The organism is Simiduia agarivorans SA1 = DSM 21679, from assembly GCF_000305785.2.
In the GTDB taxonomy this organism is placed as follows: Bacteria; Pseudomonadota; Gammaproteobacteria; order Pseudomonadales; family Cellvibrionaceae; genus Simiduia; species Simiduia agarivorans.
The window spans coordinates 1,749,325-1,766,228 of record NC_018868.3; the positions used below are offsets into that span (position 1 = coordinate 1,749,325).

Consider the following 16,904-nt stretch of genomic DNA (forward strand, 5'->3'; position numbering starts at 1 on the left):
CTCTGGCCCCTTTTACAGGGGCCTTTTTTTTGGGGGCAAGCTGGAGCGGATGGCCACCCCACCGTTACGACAGAATCAGAACTCCAATTGGATCTGCAGCCCCTGATAGCCTTGCACATTCATGGCCACGGGCGGTGCACTGGTAAAGCCCACGGTGCCGCGCTTGATCCATTGATAACCCATGCCGTAATTGATCCAACCGCTGACTGAATCGATGGGGTCCAGCACAAAGAGACCGGCTTTATCCAGAAAACTGGCTTCGCCCCGACGCGCAATGGACGCCTTCAGCTGCAATTTTTTCTGAAACGCAAATTCACCCCACAAGGCGCCGCCAATGGGCGTGACAAACATGTCCTGCAAAGAAGGAATTTCGTAAAAGGCTTCCAGCCCGTATTCCCAATAAAACGTGGACATGAGCGCGGTGTATACGAAGGAATTCCACTGGTTGTAACCCGCCGCTCGTGCAGCTTGGTAATAAACACCGCCGAAATAAGGATGGCCAATATAATTAATCCAGAATGGATCTTCGTCCCACACTGGCCCTTTCTGCACATTTTCAACCCAGTTTTTCAACGGCGCTTCACGCGACTCGGGGTCCCAGTTGGTGTATTCGGGCGGCATCAGGTACAGGGCGTACATGACACCGAAGCCCCCCACCATAATGAGCTTGTTGTGATCGAGAAACAGTTCGCGGTCTTCACCACAGGTGGCGGGCTTAAAAATGTCTACCGTAAATCGGCCGCGATCAAGCTGGCATTGCCGGTCTACCACAAAGTCCGGCTCGGCATGTGGTGTGTACAAGGGCTTGTCGGCATGTTTTTGTGCGCGACGCTCACGCCAGCTCAGGTCTTCGTTCACTGGCTCATCGGCCGAGGCCAACTGAAGGGCATCGGGAGAAAAATACCGGAGATCGGCCGCGTCAAATACCGGTTCCCCGGATTGACTCTGTGCCTGCGCCGGGGATAAAACGGCGAGCAGGATCAGTGAAACAAGGCCAAGTGGCCGCGCGACTTCAGTAAGGTTCCGACTTTTCACTGAATCTCAGCTCCATGCCTGTAAAAGTATTGTTATTTCGATGCCTGCAGTTTATCGTCTCCATTCCTTCTAGGGAAATCATCATGCTTAACTATTTGTCTTTCACTCATCACACACTTTGTGTCGTGCGCGAGCTGTGCCCGGTGGCCATTTGGCTATGGGCGGGCAGTGCGGCCGTGTGTGGATCAGGCAAACGTTAAACAACCTTCACACCGGCTGCTCTCAGCAGCGCGGTGTGCCGAATCCGATTTTCAATCCAACGTCCGATATTCGATTCCCCCGCTGCTGATCCCGGTCACTATTACCGTTTGGGGAATACGCCATGGACGAACCACCACAACACACGCAACGCGACAGCACCGGCGCCTGGCTCGCCGTCGGCTCCATTACGCTGTTTTCAGCCAAGCCCATTTTTATCAAGTGGGCCTACGAATACGGCGTGGACGCCACCACGCTGATGACCCTGCGGCTGCTGATCTCGGCACCGTTTTTCTTGCTGGCGGGCGCGTGGGCAATCCGCCAGCGACGCCCCAGTGTGCGCGATGGGGTGCTGGCCGCAGGACTTGGCCTGTTGGGTGCCTACCTGTCCGGTTGGCTGGATATGGCCGGGTTGATGTTCATTCCGGCACAGCTCGAACGCATGTTGCTGTTTACCTACCCTATTTTTACGGTGCTGCTGGGTTGGCTCTTGTGCAGAACCCCGGTCACGCGCGCCATTGGTGTGTGCATGCTGCTGACCTATTCCGGCCTGGCTCTGATGTTCGGCGCCGATTACGCGCTGCACGGCGACAATATCACTGTCGGTACCCTGCTGGTGCTGGCCGCTTCCTTCAGCTTTGCGCTCTACATGATTCTGAGCCAGCCACCCATTCACCGCATGGGTTCCGTTGCGTTTACGGCGATCATGATGTTAAGCGCCACTGTCGCGATTTGCCTGCATCATGCCGTGGTCGGCCCCATGACGGACCAGCACACGTCACTGGCGGCCCAACCGCTTGAAATCTGGGTGATTGCCGGGCTGCTGGCCGGCCTCTGCACGGTGACGCCGGCATTCATGGGCAGTGAGGCGGTCAAGCGGCTCGGGCCGCAACAGGTGAGCCTGATGGGCAATGCCGGCCCGATTATCACCAGCCTTCTGGCGGTCGGATTTCTGGGAGAAGTCCTGAGTTTGCAGCATGCGCTGGGCATGGCGCTGATCGTGATTGGGATTGCGATATTACAGCGTCCGCCGTCGGGCTGGCGGCGCCCCAAACTGCGCCCCGCGGGATCACGGTAGCTGACAGGTTATTTATTACTAACCGGAATCTCGCACCGTCGAGGCTATTTACGGGGCCCCTCATTCCTCTGCTGCAGGCCAGCCCTGGCCTGCAGCAGAGGGTTCACAACCGATACACACACAATTCACACCTTATCCACAGGGACAACTATATCTTGTGTTATTGCCATTTAGAATTTGCATATCTAGTGGTAGCGGTTACACTACCCCCTATCGAAGCCACCAGCACAAACGCCAGATAACGGCGCGGGTGGGTTCAACAGATTTCGCTGGCCAGACTGGTTAACCAGCAGCGCCATTGCACCGGGTAACAGGATGTAGCCGTTTTTCTCCTCCTGTTTATTGGTTGGCCAAGGGTTTCAGGTGCCCTCGCCGACCCTATAGAACAACATGATTGCCAACAATCAGGCCCATAAAAAACGAACCGAAACACACAGAAACCAGACCATAAGACTTATAGCCGTTTAAGGACCATTGACCATGCTGAGTTGGGACGACTACGAATCAGAAGCCCCCATTGCCAAACCCGAACCGCAACCGGCCACTGCCCCAGCCGCTGCCCCCGTGCAGCCGGCTGTTCAGGCAGAGCCGGTAGCGGCCCAAGCGGCCGCCAGCGAACCCGCCAACGATGCTGTGGCCAAGGCGCGCGAAGCGATCGCCAACCTGGACACAGCGGCGGGCGTCGCGGATCTGGAAATGGGCGCCGCCCGGGTGCAGGTAGACGACAAACGCATGATCAACTGCCGCGCCGACCTGAACCAGCTGGTGCCATTCAAATACGAATGGGCCTGGCAGAAGTACCTGGATGGCTGCGCCAATCACTGGATGCCCCAGGAAATCAACATGACCGCCGACGTGGCCCTGTGGAAATCCAACGACGGTCTGACCGAAGATGAACGCCGCATCGTGATGCGCTCGCTGGGTTACTTCTCCACCGCCGACTCTCTGGTAGCCAACAATCTGGTACTGGCCATTTACCGCCTGATCACCAACCCCGAATGCCGCCAGTACATTCTGCGTCAGGGTTTTGAAGAAGCAATTCACACTCACGCTTACCAGTACTGCATCGAATCACTGGGCATGGATGAAGGCGAAGTATTCAACATGTACCGCGAGCTGCCGTCGGTAGCCAACAAGGCGGCCTGGAGCCTCAAACACACCCAGTCGCTGTCGGACCCCACCTTCAAAACCGGTACGCCCGAGACCGACCAGGAACTGCTGCGCAACCTGATCGCCTTCTACGTGGTGACCGAGGGCATCTTTTTCTACTGTGGCTTTACCCAGATTCTGGCCATGGGCCGCCGCAATAAGATGACTGGTGTATCCGAGCAGTTCCAGTACATCCTGCGCGACGAATCCATGCACCTGAACTTCGGCATCGACGTGATCAACCAGATCAAGCTGGAAAACCCGCACCTGTGGACTGCCGAGTTCAAACAGGAAGTGGTTCAGATGGTGCTGGAAGGCACCGAACTGGAAATCGCCTATGCGCGCGACTCCATGCCCCGCGGCGTGCTGGGCATGAACGCGGCCACCATGGAAGAGTACCTGCACTTCATCGCCAACCGCCGCCTGGCTCAGCTGGGCCTGGGTGAACAGTTCCCGGGTGCACAGAACCCCTTCCCGTGGATGAGTGAAATCATGGATCTGCGCAAAGAGAAGAACTTCTTCGAAACGCGCGTGATCGAATACCAGACCGGTGGTGCCCTGAGCTGGGAGTAATCATCACCGGTGATCCGGGGCGCAACTGGCGCCCCTAACGACCTAACCTGCAAGGACCCTGCAAGGAGGAACCATGTCGCACCCGCCCCGCGATCACCAAGACTTACAGCAAGAAGCCATTCTTATCAGCCTGGATCAACTCAGCCAGACCCTCGAGGTGATGGCCAAGGTTGTCAGCCGTCTCAAGCAGCAAATCGCCGAAAACACCGACAAGACCCAGGACAGCCGTGCCGGCGGCCGCCGTGCCAGCGACAGACAAGCCTCCAATGCTTTCCATTAGGCCCAATCATGGCCCTGGCGGGATATCGTCTATACTCGGTAAAAGCATTGGAATTATTGCTGCATGGCCAAGATTTTTATTGTCGATGACGTAGAGGACAACATTAAACTCCTCTGGTACAACCTAGAGGATGACGGCCACGAGGTAGCGTCCGCCATGTCGGGCCAGGAATGCCTGGACAAGGCACCCGGATTCGAGCCAGACGTCATTCTGCTCGATATGATGATGCCGGGAATGAGCGGCATCGAGACCCTGACGGCACTCAAAGCCCTGCCCGCCATGGACAATATTCCGGTCATTATGGTGTCGGCCAATGACAGCGACGACTCCATTATTGATGCGTTGGATCAGGGCGCGCACGACTTCATCTCCAAACCCTTTATTTACCCCGTACTTGAAGCAAGAGTGCGTTCTGCGGTCCGGCTCAAACAGAGTCAGGAAGAGCTCGAAGCAGCCAACGGCCGGCTGGCCATGCTGGCATCCACCGACTCCCTCACCCAATGTGTTAATCGCCGGCAGTTTTTTGAATTAAGTGGCTCAGAGTTCGCCAAAGCCAAGCGCCATGCCCACCCGCTTTCGGTGATCATGCTGGATGCGGACAAATTCAAGGCAATCAACGACACTTACGGGCACGCCATGGGTGACGAAGCCTTACTGCGTATCGCGGACGTCGCCAGAGGCTGTATCCGCGAGTCAGACATACTTGCCCGCCTGGGCGGTGAAGAGTTTGCTATTTGTTGCCCAGGCTCCACCGTGGACGGCGCCATCCGCATCGCCGAGCGTATCCGGGAGGCGATTGCCAAAGAGGTGATCGAATGCAATGGCCAAACGGCACAGTTTACGGTGAGTATGGGGGTTACCGAATATACCGGGGCAGAACAGGCGTTTGACCAATTATTGAACCGTGCCGACCGCCTGCTCTATCGCGCCAAAGAAGAGGGGCGCAACCGGGTGATTTCCGGCGTCTGAGTCAGGTTTTTCCCACCCTTCACCCAAATGGTAACAAAGTACCAACACCGCATCGAAAGTGCGACACCGCTCACAGGCAAACCGGACCGGGTCCACGTCCTGCAGGCCGGGCGCGGACAAAAACGCCGGCTTGTGCGACATTTCGTACATGAGCTTCAGCTTTTTACCACTTTCGATGCAAACGCTCCTGACCGAGAATAAGCATCAACAAGGAAGTCGACACGGATGTGTTTGAGGCCAGCGACGGTCAACGGAGGCGCCCTTAGGAAGACAGGGCCAAATAATAACGGTCAAGGAAAAGGACAGGGATTACAGGGACGCGGCAGGACGCCAGCAAGCGGCATGAAGCCAGGCCAGGAGGCCAAAAGGGACTGAACAGACCGACATTTAGGGAAACCAATTTAAAAGAGCCAGCATTGCTGGCTCTTTTCATTTGCGTCGGTGGTTGGGTTCACGCGGATTCACAACATCGCTCCAGCACCCGCTGTGCGATATAACCTACAGGCCGACTGTAAAAGTCTGACATAAGCTGGCGTTCTAACCCACTGGCAACCAAACACAGCTTTGACCAGAATAACTATCAACAAGGACGTAGACAGGGAAGTACTTGTTGACCACTGAAGGTCAAAGGATGCGCCAAAGGACGACGAAGGAACGATTAAAGGTCAGGGAAGAAGGAACAGGGACGACGCCAGACCACGCTTAGGGAAAAAGTTACAAAAAAGCCGGCTATGCCGGCTTTTTTCATTCTGCGGTTACACGTCATGCGCTAGGCAGAAGGACAATCTCCTACACAGGCATCAGCCAATACGCACACACACTGGCGAACCCAACCACTGGGCCAAAACCTCAGCCATTGCGACAATGGCCACCAACAAGGACGTAGACAAGGAAGTACTTGTTGACCACTGAAGGTCAAAGGACGCGCCCTCAGGATGAAAAGGGCAAATTATAACGGTCAGGGAATACGGATCACGGATGATTTAAGACCGAGACTTAGGGAAACGGAATTGAAGGCCAGCATTTGCTGGCCTTTTTATTGACCGTCAAACAGGAGATGGGCAGTTTGACCGTGTTTGTTTCATGGCAGCAGCTTGTCAACAACCTGCTAGGCCAATAAGGCCCAGAAATAACCCAGCACCAGACAACCAAAGCCAACCACAAACAGGGAACGCGCCCATCTGGCCCGCACCAGGGCTTGCTCGCCCAGGATTAACAGGCCCGGGGTCTGGTCAAAGCCGCGTGCTAGCACCCAGCTGAACAGTCCCAACGATTGGTGAAAGCTCCAGGGCTCGGGACGCCCCAGTTGCAGCCACAGCTGGCTATGGTGTTGCCTTAACGCTTCAGCCAACAATGGAAAGCGAACCAATAGAAACGCAAACACCAGCATGAGAAGACCTGCCGAAACCAATACCATGTGCACACCTCAACATCAGTTTGACTGCTCTGGTTACAGTAGAGCCGGTCTTCGGCCGAAATTCAAGAACCCCTCACAGAATAGAATCCCGCTATACTGGCGCTTCGTCCGATAAAAATAATGAGTAATAAAATGCCGCGTTTTAATTTCTGGCCTATCTATAGCCTGTTCGCCCTGGCCTATCTTATCGCCCTCTTTTTTACGCTGCCGGTGGCCGTTATGGCCGGCCTGAAGGTGATGCCTATTCTGCTCCTGCTGGCATTACTGGTGCATTCTCCCGAGCGGCCGCTTTGGCTGTGGCCGGCAGTCATATTTTCAGCCGCCGGCGACTTACTGCTGGCGCTGCCGATCGAGCAGGGCTTTGTGTTCGGACTGGCTGCATTTTTAGTTGCGCAATTGTGCTACGGCTTCGGGTTCTGGCGCGATCGCGCGCCGCTCTCGGGTCAGACAAAGTCGCGCTTTCTCTTTGTCGCGGGTATCAGCGCTGCGTTGGCGGCGGTGATATTGCCGGCAAGTGGCGGACTGTTGATTGCGGTCAGCCTGTATCTGTGTGCGATTGCCTTTATGGCCTTGGGCGCGGCCCGCTACAACACAGGCAACGCCACGGTATTCGTGGGTGCACTGTTATTTGTCCTGTCCGATTCGGTCATCGCCATCAACAAGTTCCTATGGCCTTTCAGCGCCAGCAGCTGGGTGATTATGGTGACCTATTACGCTGCTCAAGGGCTGATGGTGACCGGCGTGCTCCGTCATTGCCGACGCGTCACCGGCTGACAATCAGGCGCCCGTTTTTCAAAAAACAGCGTGACCTCGGCCACTGTAAAACCCCACTTTTTGATGGCCGCCCGGTTGAACACGTGCTGTTCGTCCAGGCGGTACATCCAGTCGTCAAAACTGACCCGGTAGACCGTATCGTCCACCTCCAGATCCATCTGGTAGGCCCACTGAAGCGCAAAGCCGGCTTCAGCCCCTTCGGCTACGCCAATAATGTCGTCGGCACGGCCCTGCCAACGGCCATCGCCATCCGGGCTGATCCGCCATTGCCGGAATTGGGTCTCGCCGTCGTCGTAGACAAAATCTTCGTCCAGTATCAACTGCCCATCCCGCTCGTAGCCACAGAGCCCCACATTAAAGCGACGCACCACCTCGCCCCGGTAGTTTTGCACCAGGCCCCAGGCTTTGGTCTGGCCGGTAAAATATTCGTTCAGATTGAATGCCGGTGACGACGACCGGTAGTGATCGATATCCACGTGACCACACCCGGCCAGAAACACCACAGAAACCCACAACCAGCGCATCATGAACCTCCCAACAGCGCAGTGCGCACCTGCTGATAACTCGCATCCGGGTGCAGCCAGATGGCGGCGAACGCCGGGCCAAAGGCTGGCTCGGCGATTTCGCCCAGGCGCCGGTCATTCAGATAAAACATACTCTGGCCCGCGCGGTCGATAAACAGGCTCAACCGATCGCCCTTTTTCACATCGGGCCAAAGTGACGCCAACGCCGACAACCAGGCAGGCCCCTGGTCTTTTGCCAGCCCGAGCCGCTGCCACTGGTCGCGGGTGGCATCGAGTAACGCGTTCCGATCAATATCGCGGGCGTAGGTCAGCGACAGCATGAAGGGGCCCTGCACCTGCGAACCATCGCCCAGGCGGGTATCGGCACACCGGTAACTGGTGGCGGTGTAAATGGAAAAACCCCAGACCCGCAATTTGCCCTCGCCAACCTGCACCAGATCGGCCGGCTTCTCACAGCCCAATGTCACCCCTGCAACGCCCATCGCGATTAGAAAGACAAGCCAACGCACGCTACTATCCTCTGATTACCTCAATACCTCTGATACGGGCCATTCTGAAGGTTGGATTTGGCCCATACTCTGGGGTAAGGTGTGCGCCCTCGCCCAAACCTTATTGTCCAACAGACCACTTATGCAGGATTCTACCGCCCAACGTCGTAGCCAGGTTCTGGACAAGGGACTCTGGGGCATGACCAAGCCCATGCTGCTGGAGCAAGCATTGGTGCTCAGCATCCCCATGACCGACCTGTTTTTCCTGAGCCGGGTCTCGGACGATGCAGCCGCCGCCGTGGGCGCGATCACCCCCATTCTTTATTTTGCCTTTACCTGCCTGTGGGTTGTGGCCTTTGCCGGCTCTGCGCTCACGTCCCAACGCATCGGGAACGATGACTACGATCAGGCCAACACCACCATCGGCGTCTACGGGCTCTGGCTCACGGGGCTTTCTGTATTGGCAGCCCTGGCGGTTTACGCCGGTGGCCCGGTGATTGCCAACCTGATGGGTTTGCCCGGCACGATCAATACCGACGCGGTCACCTACCTGCAGATCACCGCCTGGATGATCGGTGTGTGGGGAATCCATGCATTCACCCATAGCGTGCTGACTATCTATGGCTTACCGCACTGGAACCTGGTCGCCAACAGCGCCTACTTCATCAGCAATGTGGTGGGTAATTCCGTGGTGGTTTTCGGCCTGTTCGGGGCGCCGGAAATGGGCTTGGTGGGGGTTGCCTGGGTCAGTGTGCTGTCGTCGCTGCTGGGCGTGCTGGTTGCGGCAATGGCGATTGTGATCAGACTCAGGCTCGCCATAATCTGGTCCCGGGTGATGACCGAATTCCGGCGCCACAGCCGCCAGCTGGGCCGCATTGCCCTGCCCTCTATTGCCGAACCACTCAGCTTTGACGGCCAGATGATTGTGCTGAGTGCCATCGTCGCGGTCGGTGGCGCCACCGAACTGGCAGCGCGCGCCTACACCTTCAATACTTTCATGGCGCTGTTGATCGTGACCATCGCCATCAGCACCGCCACCGAAGTCATGGTGGGCCAGTATGTGGGCGCAAGGAATTACCGCAAAGCCAATGCCCAGCTACACCAGAGTCTGAAAGCCGCCTTTATCGGCGCCGGCCTGATCGGTGTCATGTTTACGGCATTGGCGCCACAGATCATGAGCCTGTACACGGACGAGGCCAGCCTGATTGCCATGGCCTATGTGTATTTTGGACTGTCCCTGCTGGCGGAACCCGGCCGCACCGTCAATATCATTGTGGGTAATTCACTGCGTGGCACCGGTGATGGCTGGTATATATCGGTCACCGGCATACTGTTCAGCTGGCTCATCGCCGTGCCCCTCGCCTGGTGGCTCGCAGTTGAACAAGGCATGGGACTGGTGGGCGTATTGATCTCGGCAGCGTTGGATGAGGGATGCCGGTCGTTTATCTACTATGCCCGCTGGCGGGCAGGCCATTGGCAGCACAAGAACGCCATTGCACGGGAAGGACTGGAATCATCCCGATAATTCCTGCGCGACGCATGCCCGGGCGCGTTGAAAGACTGTGTCCCTGTGTGCAATTTGCGCCGCAGAAGCCCTCCCGTGACTGAATAAACCTCGATGGCTCGCGTACAATAAATTAAGCATTACCCGGCGAGATTTCCCCCGTACTCGTCGATGGAACGCTTCAGTGTTCTCAAAAAAAAGTGATCCTTCAGGACCAAATACTGATTGAATGCGGCCTTCAAAGCGCCGACTGACGCGATCTTCGGACAAAGTGCCGCGCAGAATATCCCAGAAGCCTATGCTTCTGTGACTGCCCTTTATCACTTGATGATAAGAATCTCCAGCATCCACATCTGTAAGATAAACAAACACATTCAGAGATTGCCAACCCGCATAGTCAAAATGGAACTTGTGTTGATCCAAGACTGGCATCGAGTGTTCCGCTTTAGAGACGAAAAGGGAGGACTCCAACAGGACCGGCTCACACCCGAAATAATGTCGTAACAGATTCCAAATTGCGGGATCGTAGGCGAGCGCCGCAACATCCTCAGACACTTCGTGGGCGTAAAGATACTCCTCGGGAGGAAGGTGACTCACCAACCTCACCAGTTTTCGGGTCAAATCAGAATCTATAGAACCGAAAAAGCTAAAGCTATCAGTACGTAATTCTTTTAGCGTCTTGGATAATTCGAAATGCGCTAAAGCGCTTTTTTCCTGGCGGTACGTTTTGAGGCAAGGCCGGCGCCAGCGTATCACACCTATTGCCATCCACCGCCATGGACCAAAATGCACCAATTGGCGCAACACATGCAAACTGTTAGCAATCGACAAACTGCGACAGAGCTGCCGCAGAAATGCCAGAAAGCGAGACCATCCGATAGTCGTCCTTTTTCTCATCATCCATGCCTGTAGATCGCCTGATTCTGGAGGATACACCGGCAAAGCATTGACCAACATATGTCGGTAGAGAAATTGTCGCTCCAAGACACATCCTGGCACAAGCAGCCTGTTGAAAGCGTATCAGCGATTTGATGGCGCTAACCTCGAGGCGCCGAGAATCGAAAAACCAAGCACTCCTACACACGCCAAAAACGACCAGGCAATCAAAGACGCTATCAGCCAAGACTCCATCCCCAAACCGGGAACTATGTTAGAAAATTGCATTCCGCCTAGATAGGTTAACGGTCCACCTATGGCCAGAGCCGGAATACCCCATATGGGACGCAAGAGGAACCACCGCATACAAACGGGGAGACTCAGTACAAAACAAATCCAGAGACAAAGAAGCCAAATGGGGAAACCTTCCGGAGACGAGAGCAATCCAACCTGAAAGAAGGTGAGATCAATACCCAAACCTATCGACAAAACCGCAGCTGTCCACAGCCAATACCGCGCCCGACTCGCGGGCGCTGGCATGCGCGGTACAACCCAGAAAAAGTGGATACCCGAAAACACCAGTAGCACAGGGAACGCCAATGCCTCCTGATAAAGGACAAGACCCCACCACGCCAATTGAAAACTTATTGCATTGATCCACAGAGCCATATCTAGAGCGGTAGCGGATCAGGAAGCGCTCGGGCACCCGGCTTGGCCATCAACAGCTGACTGGTACCAATCACCCGCTCACGGAAACCGCCTTCACAGTAGGCCAGGTAGTAGTCCCACATGCGCACAAAGCGGTCGTCGAAACCGCAGGCGCGGACTTTGTCGATGGCATGCCAGAAACGGCTGCGCCACTCCGCCAGAGTGCGGGCGTAATGCTGGCCAATCTCTTCCAGCCCGACTAACTGCATGTCCGTTGCCCGGCGCAGGCAATCACACACCACACTCACCGAGGGCAAGGCGCCGCCAGGGAAAATGTAGCGCTGAATAAAGTCCACATGCTTGCGGGCATAGTCGTAGCGTTGATCGGCAATGGTAATGGCCTGGATCAACATCAACCCCTCCGGCTTAAGCAGGCGGGAGCAGGTCGCGAAATACTCGTCGTAATAATCGTGCCCGACCGCTTCGATCATCTCGATTGACACCAGCTTGTCGTACTGGCCGCTGAGATTGCGGTAGTCTTCCAGCAATAACGTGACTTTATCCTGCAGACCTTCGCGCGAAACCCAGGCGCTGGCGTAATCAAACTGCTCCTTGGAAATCGTTGTCGTGGTCACCTTGCAACCAAAATGACGGGCCGCGTAGATGGCCATACCGCCCCATCCGGTGCCGATTTCCAACAGGTGGTCCTGTTCTGACAAATTCAGGCGCTTACATATCCGATGCAGTTTCGCCTCTGAAGCTTCTTGCAGGGACATGTCCTCGCGCTCAAACACCGCAGATGAATACATCATGGTGCTATCGAGAAACAGGGGGAAAAAGTCATTGCCCAGATCATAATGGGCGGCAATGTTTTTCTTGCTGCCTTTGACCGTGTTGGCGCGCAGCCAATGAAACGCCTTGAGCGCAAGACTGCGGAAATTGGTCCAGCCCGAGTCCAGGTCATTGGTGGCGTTGATGTTGGCACTCATCACCTGCACTACCGCCACCAGATCGGGCGTATCCCAGAAACGTTGCATGTAGGACTCGCCGCCACCGACAGTACCGGAGGTGAGCACGGCACTGTAAAAACCGGGGTCGAGCACCTGGATCTGCCCATGAGGCCCGGCTTCGCGACCGCCAAAACGATAGACCTGATCACCGTCGGTGATGGTCAGCCGCCCCACCCTGAGCGACTCCAACGCCCGCAATAAAAGCCGGCGGGCGATCTTATCGGCCCAGGACAGGGAGCCTGTTGAGGCATCGATCATGCGGGACGTGCGCGACTGTTCTGTCATCTGAGTCTCTCTCTTGAGTAATTTTGTTTTTCCGTGTCGACTTCAGGCGCCCCGGGATGGCTGTAAAAATGCGCTCCCTTACGCCACAACCTGAACGCCTGCCAGTAAATACCCCAGACCACTTTCAGCGTCATCCAGGGGAACCGCCAGACCAACCGGCTCAGCACAGGTGCCGTACATTCCTCGCGCTGCAGATTCAACAGTGCTTCAAAACACTTGCGCTCTGCGCCCGACTCTTCCGGCAAAACCTCCGCACCTGTCGCCAGATTCTGCAAATGGATACGGATTGCGTCACCCGGCAGATTAGTCAGCCAGCGATAAAATTGCTGCATGGGCATGAACGGTGACACGTGCATGGCTTTGGCAAAATCCACGCGGGTGTCTACCGCTCGCTGACGATAATCCAATATATACAACGCGCGGTGATCCCAGGGCGTATTGGTTACCTCGGCCACTATAAAGGCCAGGGTGGTGGCGTTATCATCAAATACATAATAGACACTGATAGGGTTCATGCGCACACCGAAACAGCGGGGATTGGTCAGCAAACGTACCGGCCCCGACGGGCGCACGCCGCACGCGGCCTCAACCTCGTCGTACACACATTGTTTTAACGGTCGCTGCGGATCGCCAAAATAATCTTTACGGCGGATCCAGAAAGGCGCAAAGCGACGAGAAGACCAGGCCCAGGAGCGTGCACAGACCTGATCGATCTCGTCCAGATCCAGATAGGCCATGAACACGTCATACTGAAACCGATGGAAGCGCGGCGCAAAACGCGCGTGCATCAACTTGCCGGTATAGATGCCGCTGGCCAGCATCACCAACGGGCTCCCAGTGCGGTGGCAACCCGGATGCCACTCACCACGCCGTCTTCGTGAAAACCGTTGGCCCAATAGGCACCGCAAAACCAGGTGCGCTTCACGCCGTTGATTTCGCTCCAGCGCGATTGTGCATGATGCCCGGCGGGGGTAAACACGGGGTGATCGTAATGGTACACACCCAGAATTTTTTCAGGGTCTATCGCTTGCGTATGATTGAGGGTCACACACACTGTCTCTGGCGAATCCAGACCCTGCAGGATATTCATGTTGTAAGTGAGCACAGGCCTGGCATGTTGGTCCGATGTGAGTCGGGTGTTCCAACTGGCCCAGGCCAGTTTACGCTTGGGCAGCAGACGGCTGTCTGTGTGTAACACCACTTCATTGGGTTGATAGGGAATCGCCCCCAACACCGCTTTTTCTTCATCACTGGCATCATCAAGCAGCGCCAACGCCTGATCGGAATGCGTACCAATCACCACCTGATCGAAATACTCTTGCGACCCGTCGGCAAAGCGGATGGTTGCGCCCTGCTCATCGCGCGCAATGCCACTGATCTGGCAATTTAACCGGATGCGATCCGCAAATGGCTTGGTGATCGGCGCCAGGTAAGCGTGCGAGCCGCCCACCAGCGTCCGCCACTGGGGCCGGTTATTCACACTCAACAATCCGTGATTGTGAAAAAAACGGATGAAGAACAGCGCCTGGAAATCCAGCATCACCTGATCGCCGGAGGACCAGATCGCCGCCCCCATGGGAACCAGATATTGGTAGATGAACCGCGTACCGTAGCCATTTTGTTCAAGGTAGTCGGCCAGGCGCAGGTCTTCGGGAATCTTCCCTGCCTGCCAGTGCTCCACAGCTTCGCGATTAAATCGCAGGATGTCGCGAATCATCGACCAGAAACCCGGGCTCACCAGGTTGCGCCGCTGCGCGAACAGCGTATTCAGATTGGTGCCTGAATATTCCGTCCCATCCCGATCGTCGGAAACGGAATAACTCATCTCGGTGGGACGGGATTCCACACCCAACCGATTCAGCAATTTGATGAAGTTAGGATAGGTCCAATCGTTGTACACGATAAATCCTGTGTCCACCGCGAATTCGCGCCCGCCGAGTTGCACCGATTTTGTGGCGGTATGGCCGCCGATGCGCTCGTCGGATTCAATCACGTGAACCTCGTGCAGACCGGACAGGAGGTGGGCGGCGGTAAGACTGGATATACCGCTACCGATAACTGCTATTTTCAAGGAAGCTCCTTAGTGAATGCTTCACGCTTTGCGCATGCGCGGCGCCAAGATACGACGCCAGAACGGTTTGCACATAGCCATCAGGTTGAGAGTCCAGGCCAGCCGCTTGGGAAAGGCATGCCAGCGCTTACGGGATTCGATTGCCCAGAGAATTTCCCGCACAGCGCGCTCGGGCTGCACAATGGCGGGCATATCAAAATCATTCTTGTCGGTCAGGGGTGTTGCCACGAAACCAGGCCGGATCACCGAAACCGTCACCGGACTGTCGTGCAGGTCAATGGCCAGGGCGTCAAAAAAGTAATCCAATGCGGCTTTGGATGCGCCGTAGGCCTCGGCCCTGGGAAACGGCACCACCGATGACAAACTGGAAATTCCGGCCAACACACCGGCAGGGGATTTTTCAAGCAAAGGCAAGGCGATTTCCACACAGCGGCTGGTGCCCACCATATTCACATTAAACACTCTGGCCACCGATTCGCTGTCGAGACGGGGCAAGTCCACATATTCGCAGATGCCCGCATTCAGAATGGCAATGTCCAAATGCTCTGTCAGCGTTTCCATTGCCGCGCTTGCCGCGCGCATGCTGTCTGCGTCACCAATATCGCAAGGCAATAGGTGAAGTTTGCTGGCCAGCGGCACCGTCAATGATTCCAGCGACCCCAGATTGCGGGCAGAGGCGATAACGGTGTTGCCCCACCCCAACAGTCGCTCGACCAGCGCCAGGCCGATACCGGAAGAGGCGCCGGTTACCCAGACCACTTTGCCGACGATCACGATGGCTGTACCGGCGCAACCGCGCTTTCGGGTGCGTCATCGGCCAAGCGGGTACGCAACCAACGCACGACTCGGCCAATCAAAGGCACGTGTTCGTACACCATGGCGCCCATGTCATAGCAATCTTCGTGCTCGATTACCTTGTCACCGGAAAACCGCAGTCGCGATATGCCCGGCATGGCAATTTCCGCCCCGCCCCTGAGGCGGGGATGGCGGTAGCGCATCACCCAACGCAGGAAGGCCTCGTCGCCCTGCTCCATGCTGTGGGTAAACTCGAATTGACAGCTGATCAGGTTTTCGCTCATCTGCCTGAAATAGGATTCGATACTCTCGAGCCCTTCTATCCGGTGGATCGGGTCAATGAACACGGCCTGCGGGTGATACACACTTCGCGCCTGGCGCCAGGTCGACGTGTCGAACGAGCGATAAAATGCCATCAGTGTCTGACATTTGGCTTGCATATAAACTCCTGTAGTTTCAGCATCTTACGCACCCGCAACCCGTTCAGATCACACCTTCTGTCAAGGCCCTCGCCGGAGTGATCCACTCGGTGATAGCAACCGTATCCAAGAGCAACTTTAGCAGCAGTAGCCACCTGAGACTGAGCGGACTATGATAGCGATGGATATACTTAAAGGCCCAGGCACCGGATCAACACGCCGGACCGCGAAAGGGAGACGCTCTTTGCAGCGCGACGATGAATGGAGCCTTGCGCTCGAAAAAATCGCTACGGAGCGCTGCAAGCAAAGCTTCGCGGCCTTCTTCACCCACTTTTCCCCGCTCCTCAAAGGGTTCCTGCTGAAGGGCTCGCGCCTGAACAGCGCGCAGGCCGAAGAGCTGGTGCAGGACATCATGATCAAGGTCTGGCGGCGTGCGGCCCAGTTTGACAGCACGCAGGCGTCCGCCTCCACCTGGCTTTACACCATTGCGCGAAACGCACGCATTGACTGGCTGCGCCGGCAATCCAACGCAGAGACTGAAGAACTCATCGCCGACGACCTGTATGAAGATGAAACGGGTGAAACCCCGTTCACCCAATTGCAGCAGGCCCGGCGGGAAGAAACCGTACACGAAGCCCTCACCACTCTGCCCGAAGAGCAAGCGCTGGTGCTGCGCAAAGTCTATATGGAAAGCAAGTCACACTCGGAAGTTTCAGAAGAACTGGATCTGCCATTAGGCACGGTGAAATCCCGTGTGCGCCTGGCATTGAAAAAGCTCCAGGATGTAATCGGGCGAGAATTGGCGGCCTGA

Annotated in this window: 18 protein-coding genes; 7 read left to right on the forward strand and 11 right to left on the reverse strand. The window is 56.2% G+C overall.

What is annotated here, in order from left to right:
- Positions 1-75: 75 nt before the first annotated feature.
- Positions 76-1,035 (reverse strand): DUF3943 domain-containing protein, encoded by a 960-nt coding sequence (locus M5M_RS20490; RefSeq protein WP_015046921.1) that lies wholly within the window; start codon positions 1,033-1,035, stop codon positions 76-78.
- Between the two features lie 322 nt (positions 1,036-1,357).
- Between M5M_RS20490 and M5M_RS07710 the strand changes: the two genes are divergently transcribed.
- From M5M_RS07710 to M5M_RS07725, 4 genes are all read left to right on the forward strand, one after another.
- The gene (locus tag M5M_RS07710; RefSeq protein WP_015046922.1) at positions 1,358-2,311 is read left to right on the forward strand and encodes a DMT family transporter; all 954 of its coding nucleotides are present in this window, start codon (positions 1,358-1,360) and stop codon (positions 2,309-2,311) included.
- 480 nt (positions 2,312-2,791) lie between these two features.
- A complete protein-coding gene (locus M5M_RS07715; RefSeq protein ID WP_015046923.1) occupies positions 2,792-4,033 on the forward strand; it encodes a ribonucleotide-diphosphate reductase subunit beta in 1,242 nt (413 codons plus the stop codon).
- Between the two features lie 73 nt (positions 4,034-4,106).
- Positions 4,107-4,313 (forward strand): hypothetical protein, encoded by a 207-nt coding sequence (locus M5M_RS07720; protein ID WP_015046924.1) that lies wholly within the window; start codon positions 4,107-4,109, stop codon positions 4,311-4,313.
- A 63-nt stretch (positions 4,314-4,376) separates the two neighbouring features.
- The gene (locus tag M5M_RS07725; protein WP_015046925.1) at positions 4,377-5,282 is read left to right on the forward strand and encodes a GGDEF domain-containing response regulator; all 906 of its coding nucleotides are present in this window, start codon (positions 4,377-4,379) and stop codon (positions 5,280-5,282) included.
- A gap of 1,108 nt (positions 5,283-6,390) precedes the next feature.
- Here M5M_RS07725 and M5M_RS07730 read toward each other — a convergent pair.
- A complete protein-coding gene (locus tag M5M_RS07730) occupies positions 6,391-6,699 on the reverse strand; it encodes a hypothetical protein (RefSeq protein WP_015046934.1) in 309 nt (102 codons plus the stop codon).
- A gap of 120 nt (positions 6,700-6,819) precedes the next feature.
- Between M5M_RS07730 and M5M_RS07735 the strand changes: the two genes are divergently transcribed.
- The gene (locus M5M_RS07735) at positions 6,820-7,473 is read left to right on the forward strand and encodes a lysoplasmalogenase (protein ID WP_081640130.1); all 654 of its coding nucleotides are present in this window, start codon (positions 6,820-6,822) and stop codon (positions 7,471-7,473) included.
- Here the strand turns inward: M5M_RS07735 and M5M_RS07740 are convergent.
- Both M5M_RS07740 and M5M_RS07745 read right to left on the reverse strand, forming a co-directional pair.
- Entirely contained in the window at positions 7,449-8,000 is a 552-nt protein-coding gene (locus tag M5M_RS07740; RefSeq protein WP_024330198.1) for a DUF3833 domain-containing protein, read from the reverse strand. The genes M5M_RS07735 and M5M_RS07740 overlap by 25 nt on opposite strands.
- Complete coding sequence (locus M5M_RS07745; protein WP_162141144.1) at positions 7,997-8,506, reverse strand: chalcone isomerase family protein; 510 nt, start codon at positions 8,504-8,506, stop codon at positions 7,997-7,999. The genes M5M_RS07740 and M5M_RS07745 overlap by 4 nt, the downstream gene beginning before the upstream one ends.
- A gap of 121 nt (positions 8,507-8,627) precedes the next feature.
- Between M5M_RS07745 and M5M_RS07750 the strand changes: the two genes are divergently transcribed.
- Positions 8,628-10,010: an MATE family efflux transporter gene (locus M5M_RS07750; protein ID WP_024330200.1), complete on the forward strand. Its 1,383-nt coding sequence runs from the start codon at positions 8,628-8,630 to the stop codon at positions 10,008-10,010.
- On the opposite strand, the gene M5M_RS20130 is transcribed toward M5M_RS07750, so the two are convergent.
- From M5M_RS20130 to M5M_RS07785, 7 genes are read right to left on the reverse strand one after another with little or no spacing between them, the layout of a single operon-like run.
- Positions 9,999-10,973: a phytanoyl-CoA dioxygenase family protein gene (locus M5M_RS20130; RefSeq protein ID WP_016389294.1), complete on the reverse strand. Its 975-nt coding sequence runs from the start codon at positions 10,971-10,973 to the stop codon at positions 9,999-10,001. The genes M5M_RS07750 and M5M_RS20130 overlap by 12 nt on opposite strands.
- Before the next feature lie 36 nt (positions 10,974-11,009).
- Entirely contained in the window at positions 11,010-11,534 is a 525-nt protein-coding gene (locus M5M_RS21060) for a DUF2878 domain-containing protein (protein WP_016389295.1), read from the reverse strand.
- A 2-nt stretch (positions 11,535-11,536) separates the two neighbouring features.
- Positions 11,537-12,808, reverse strand: coding sequence for an SAM-dependent methyltransferase (locus M5M_RS07765; RefSeq protein WP_015046940.1), 1,272 nt, complete (start codon positions 12,806-12,808; stop codon positions 11,537-11,539).
- On the reverse strand, positions 12,805-13,629 hold the full coding sequence (locus tag M5M_RS07770; protein WP_015046941.1) for a DUF1365 domain-containing protein: 825 nt from the start codon (positions 13,627-13,629) through the stop codon (positions 12,805-12,807). Before M5M_RS07770 ends, M5M_RS07765 begins: the two co-directional genes overlap by 4 nt.
- Positions 13,629-14,879 carry an NAD(P)/FAD-dependent oxidoreductase gene (locus tag M5M_RS07775; RefSeq protein WP_015046942.1) on the reverse strand — a complete coding sequence of 417 codons (1,251 nt, stop codon included), beginning with the start codon at positions 14,877-14,879 and terminating at the stop codon, positions 13,629-13,631. The genes M5M_RS07770 and M5M_RS07775 overlap by 1 nt, the downstream gene beginning before the upstream one ends.
- A gap of 21 nt (positions 14,880-14,900) precedes the next feature.
- Positions 14,901-15,653 (reverse strand): SDR family NAD(P)-dependent oxidoreductase, encoded by a 753-nt coding sequence (locus tag M5M_RS07780; protein ID WP_015046943.1) that lies wholly within the window; start codon positions 15,651-15,653, stop codon positions 14,901-14,903.
- A complete protein-coding gene (locus M5M_RS07785) occupies positions 15,650-16,114 on the reverse strand; it encodes a nuclear transport factor 2 family protein (RefSeq protein ID WP_015046944.1) in 465 nt (154 codons plus the stop codon). The genes M5M_RS07780 and M5M_RS07785 overlap by 4 nt, the downstream gene beginning before the upstream one ends.
- A gap of 223 nt (positions 16,115-16,337) precedes the next feature.
- Here M5M_RS07785 and M5M_RS07790 point away from each other — a divergent pair, with 223 nt between their 5' ends.
- Positions 16,338-16,904: a sigma-70 family RNA polymerase sigma factor gene (locus M5M_RS07790; protein ID WP_015046945.1), complete on the forward strand. Its 567-nt coding sequence runs from the start codon at positions 16,338-16,340 to the stop codon at positions 16,902-16,904.

What these genes read in the sequence shown, in the direction of transcription:
- M5M_RS07770 (WP_015046941.1), bottom strand. Translation starts at nt 13,629, where the DNA reads ATGCTGGCCAGCGGCATCTATACCGGCAAGTTGATGCACGCGCGTTTT.
- M5M_RS07730 (WP_015046934.1), bottom strand. Translation starts at nt 6,699, where the DNA reads ATGGTATTGGTTTCGGCAGGTCTTCTCATGCTGGTGTTTGCGTTTCTA.
- M5M_RS07740 (WP_024330198.1), bottom strand. Translation starts at nt 8,000, where the DNA reads ATGATGCGCTGGTTGTGGGTTTCTGTGGTGTTTCTGGCCGGGTGTGGT.
- M5M_RS07725 (WP_015046925.1), top strand. Translation starts at nt 4,377, where the DNA reads ATGGCCAAGATTTTTATTGTCGATGACGTAGAGGACAACATTAAACTC.
- M5M_RS21060 (WP_016389295.1), bottom strand. Translation starts at nt 11,534, where the DNA reads ATGGCTCTGTGGATCAATGCAATAAGTTTTCAATTGGCGTGGTGGGGT.
- M5M_RS07710 (WP_015046922.1), top strand. Translation starts at nt 1,358, where the DNA reads ATGGACGAACCACCACAACACACGCAACGCGACAGCACCGGCGCCTGG.
- M5M_RS07750 (WP_024330200.1), top strand. Translation starts at nt 8,628, where the DNA reads ATGCAGGATTCTACCGCCCAACGTCGTAGCCAGGTTCTGGACAAGGGA.
- M5M_RS07720 (WP_015046924.1), top strand. Translation starts at nt 4,107, where the DNA reads ATGTCGCACCCGCCCCGCGATCACCAAGACTTACAGCAAGAAGCCATT.
- M5M_RS07715 (WP_015046923.1), top strand. Translation starts at nt 2,792, where the DNA reads ATGCTGAGTTGGGACGACTACGAATCAGAAGCCCCCATTGCCAAACCC.
- M5M_RS07765 (WP_015046940.1), bottom strand. Translation starts at nt 12,808, where the DNA reads ATGACAGAACAGTCGCGCACGTCCCGCATGATCGATGCCTCAACAGGC.
- M5M_RS07785 (WP_015046944.1), bottom strand. Translation starts at nt 16,114, where the DNA reads ATGCAAGCCAAATGTCAGACACTGATGGCATTTTATCGCTCGTTCGAC.
- M5M_RS07735 (WP_081640130.1), top strand. Translation starts at nt 6,820, where the DNA reads ATGAGTAATAAAATGCCGCGTTTTAATTTCTGGCCTATCTATAGCCTG.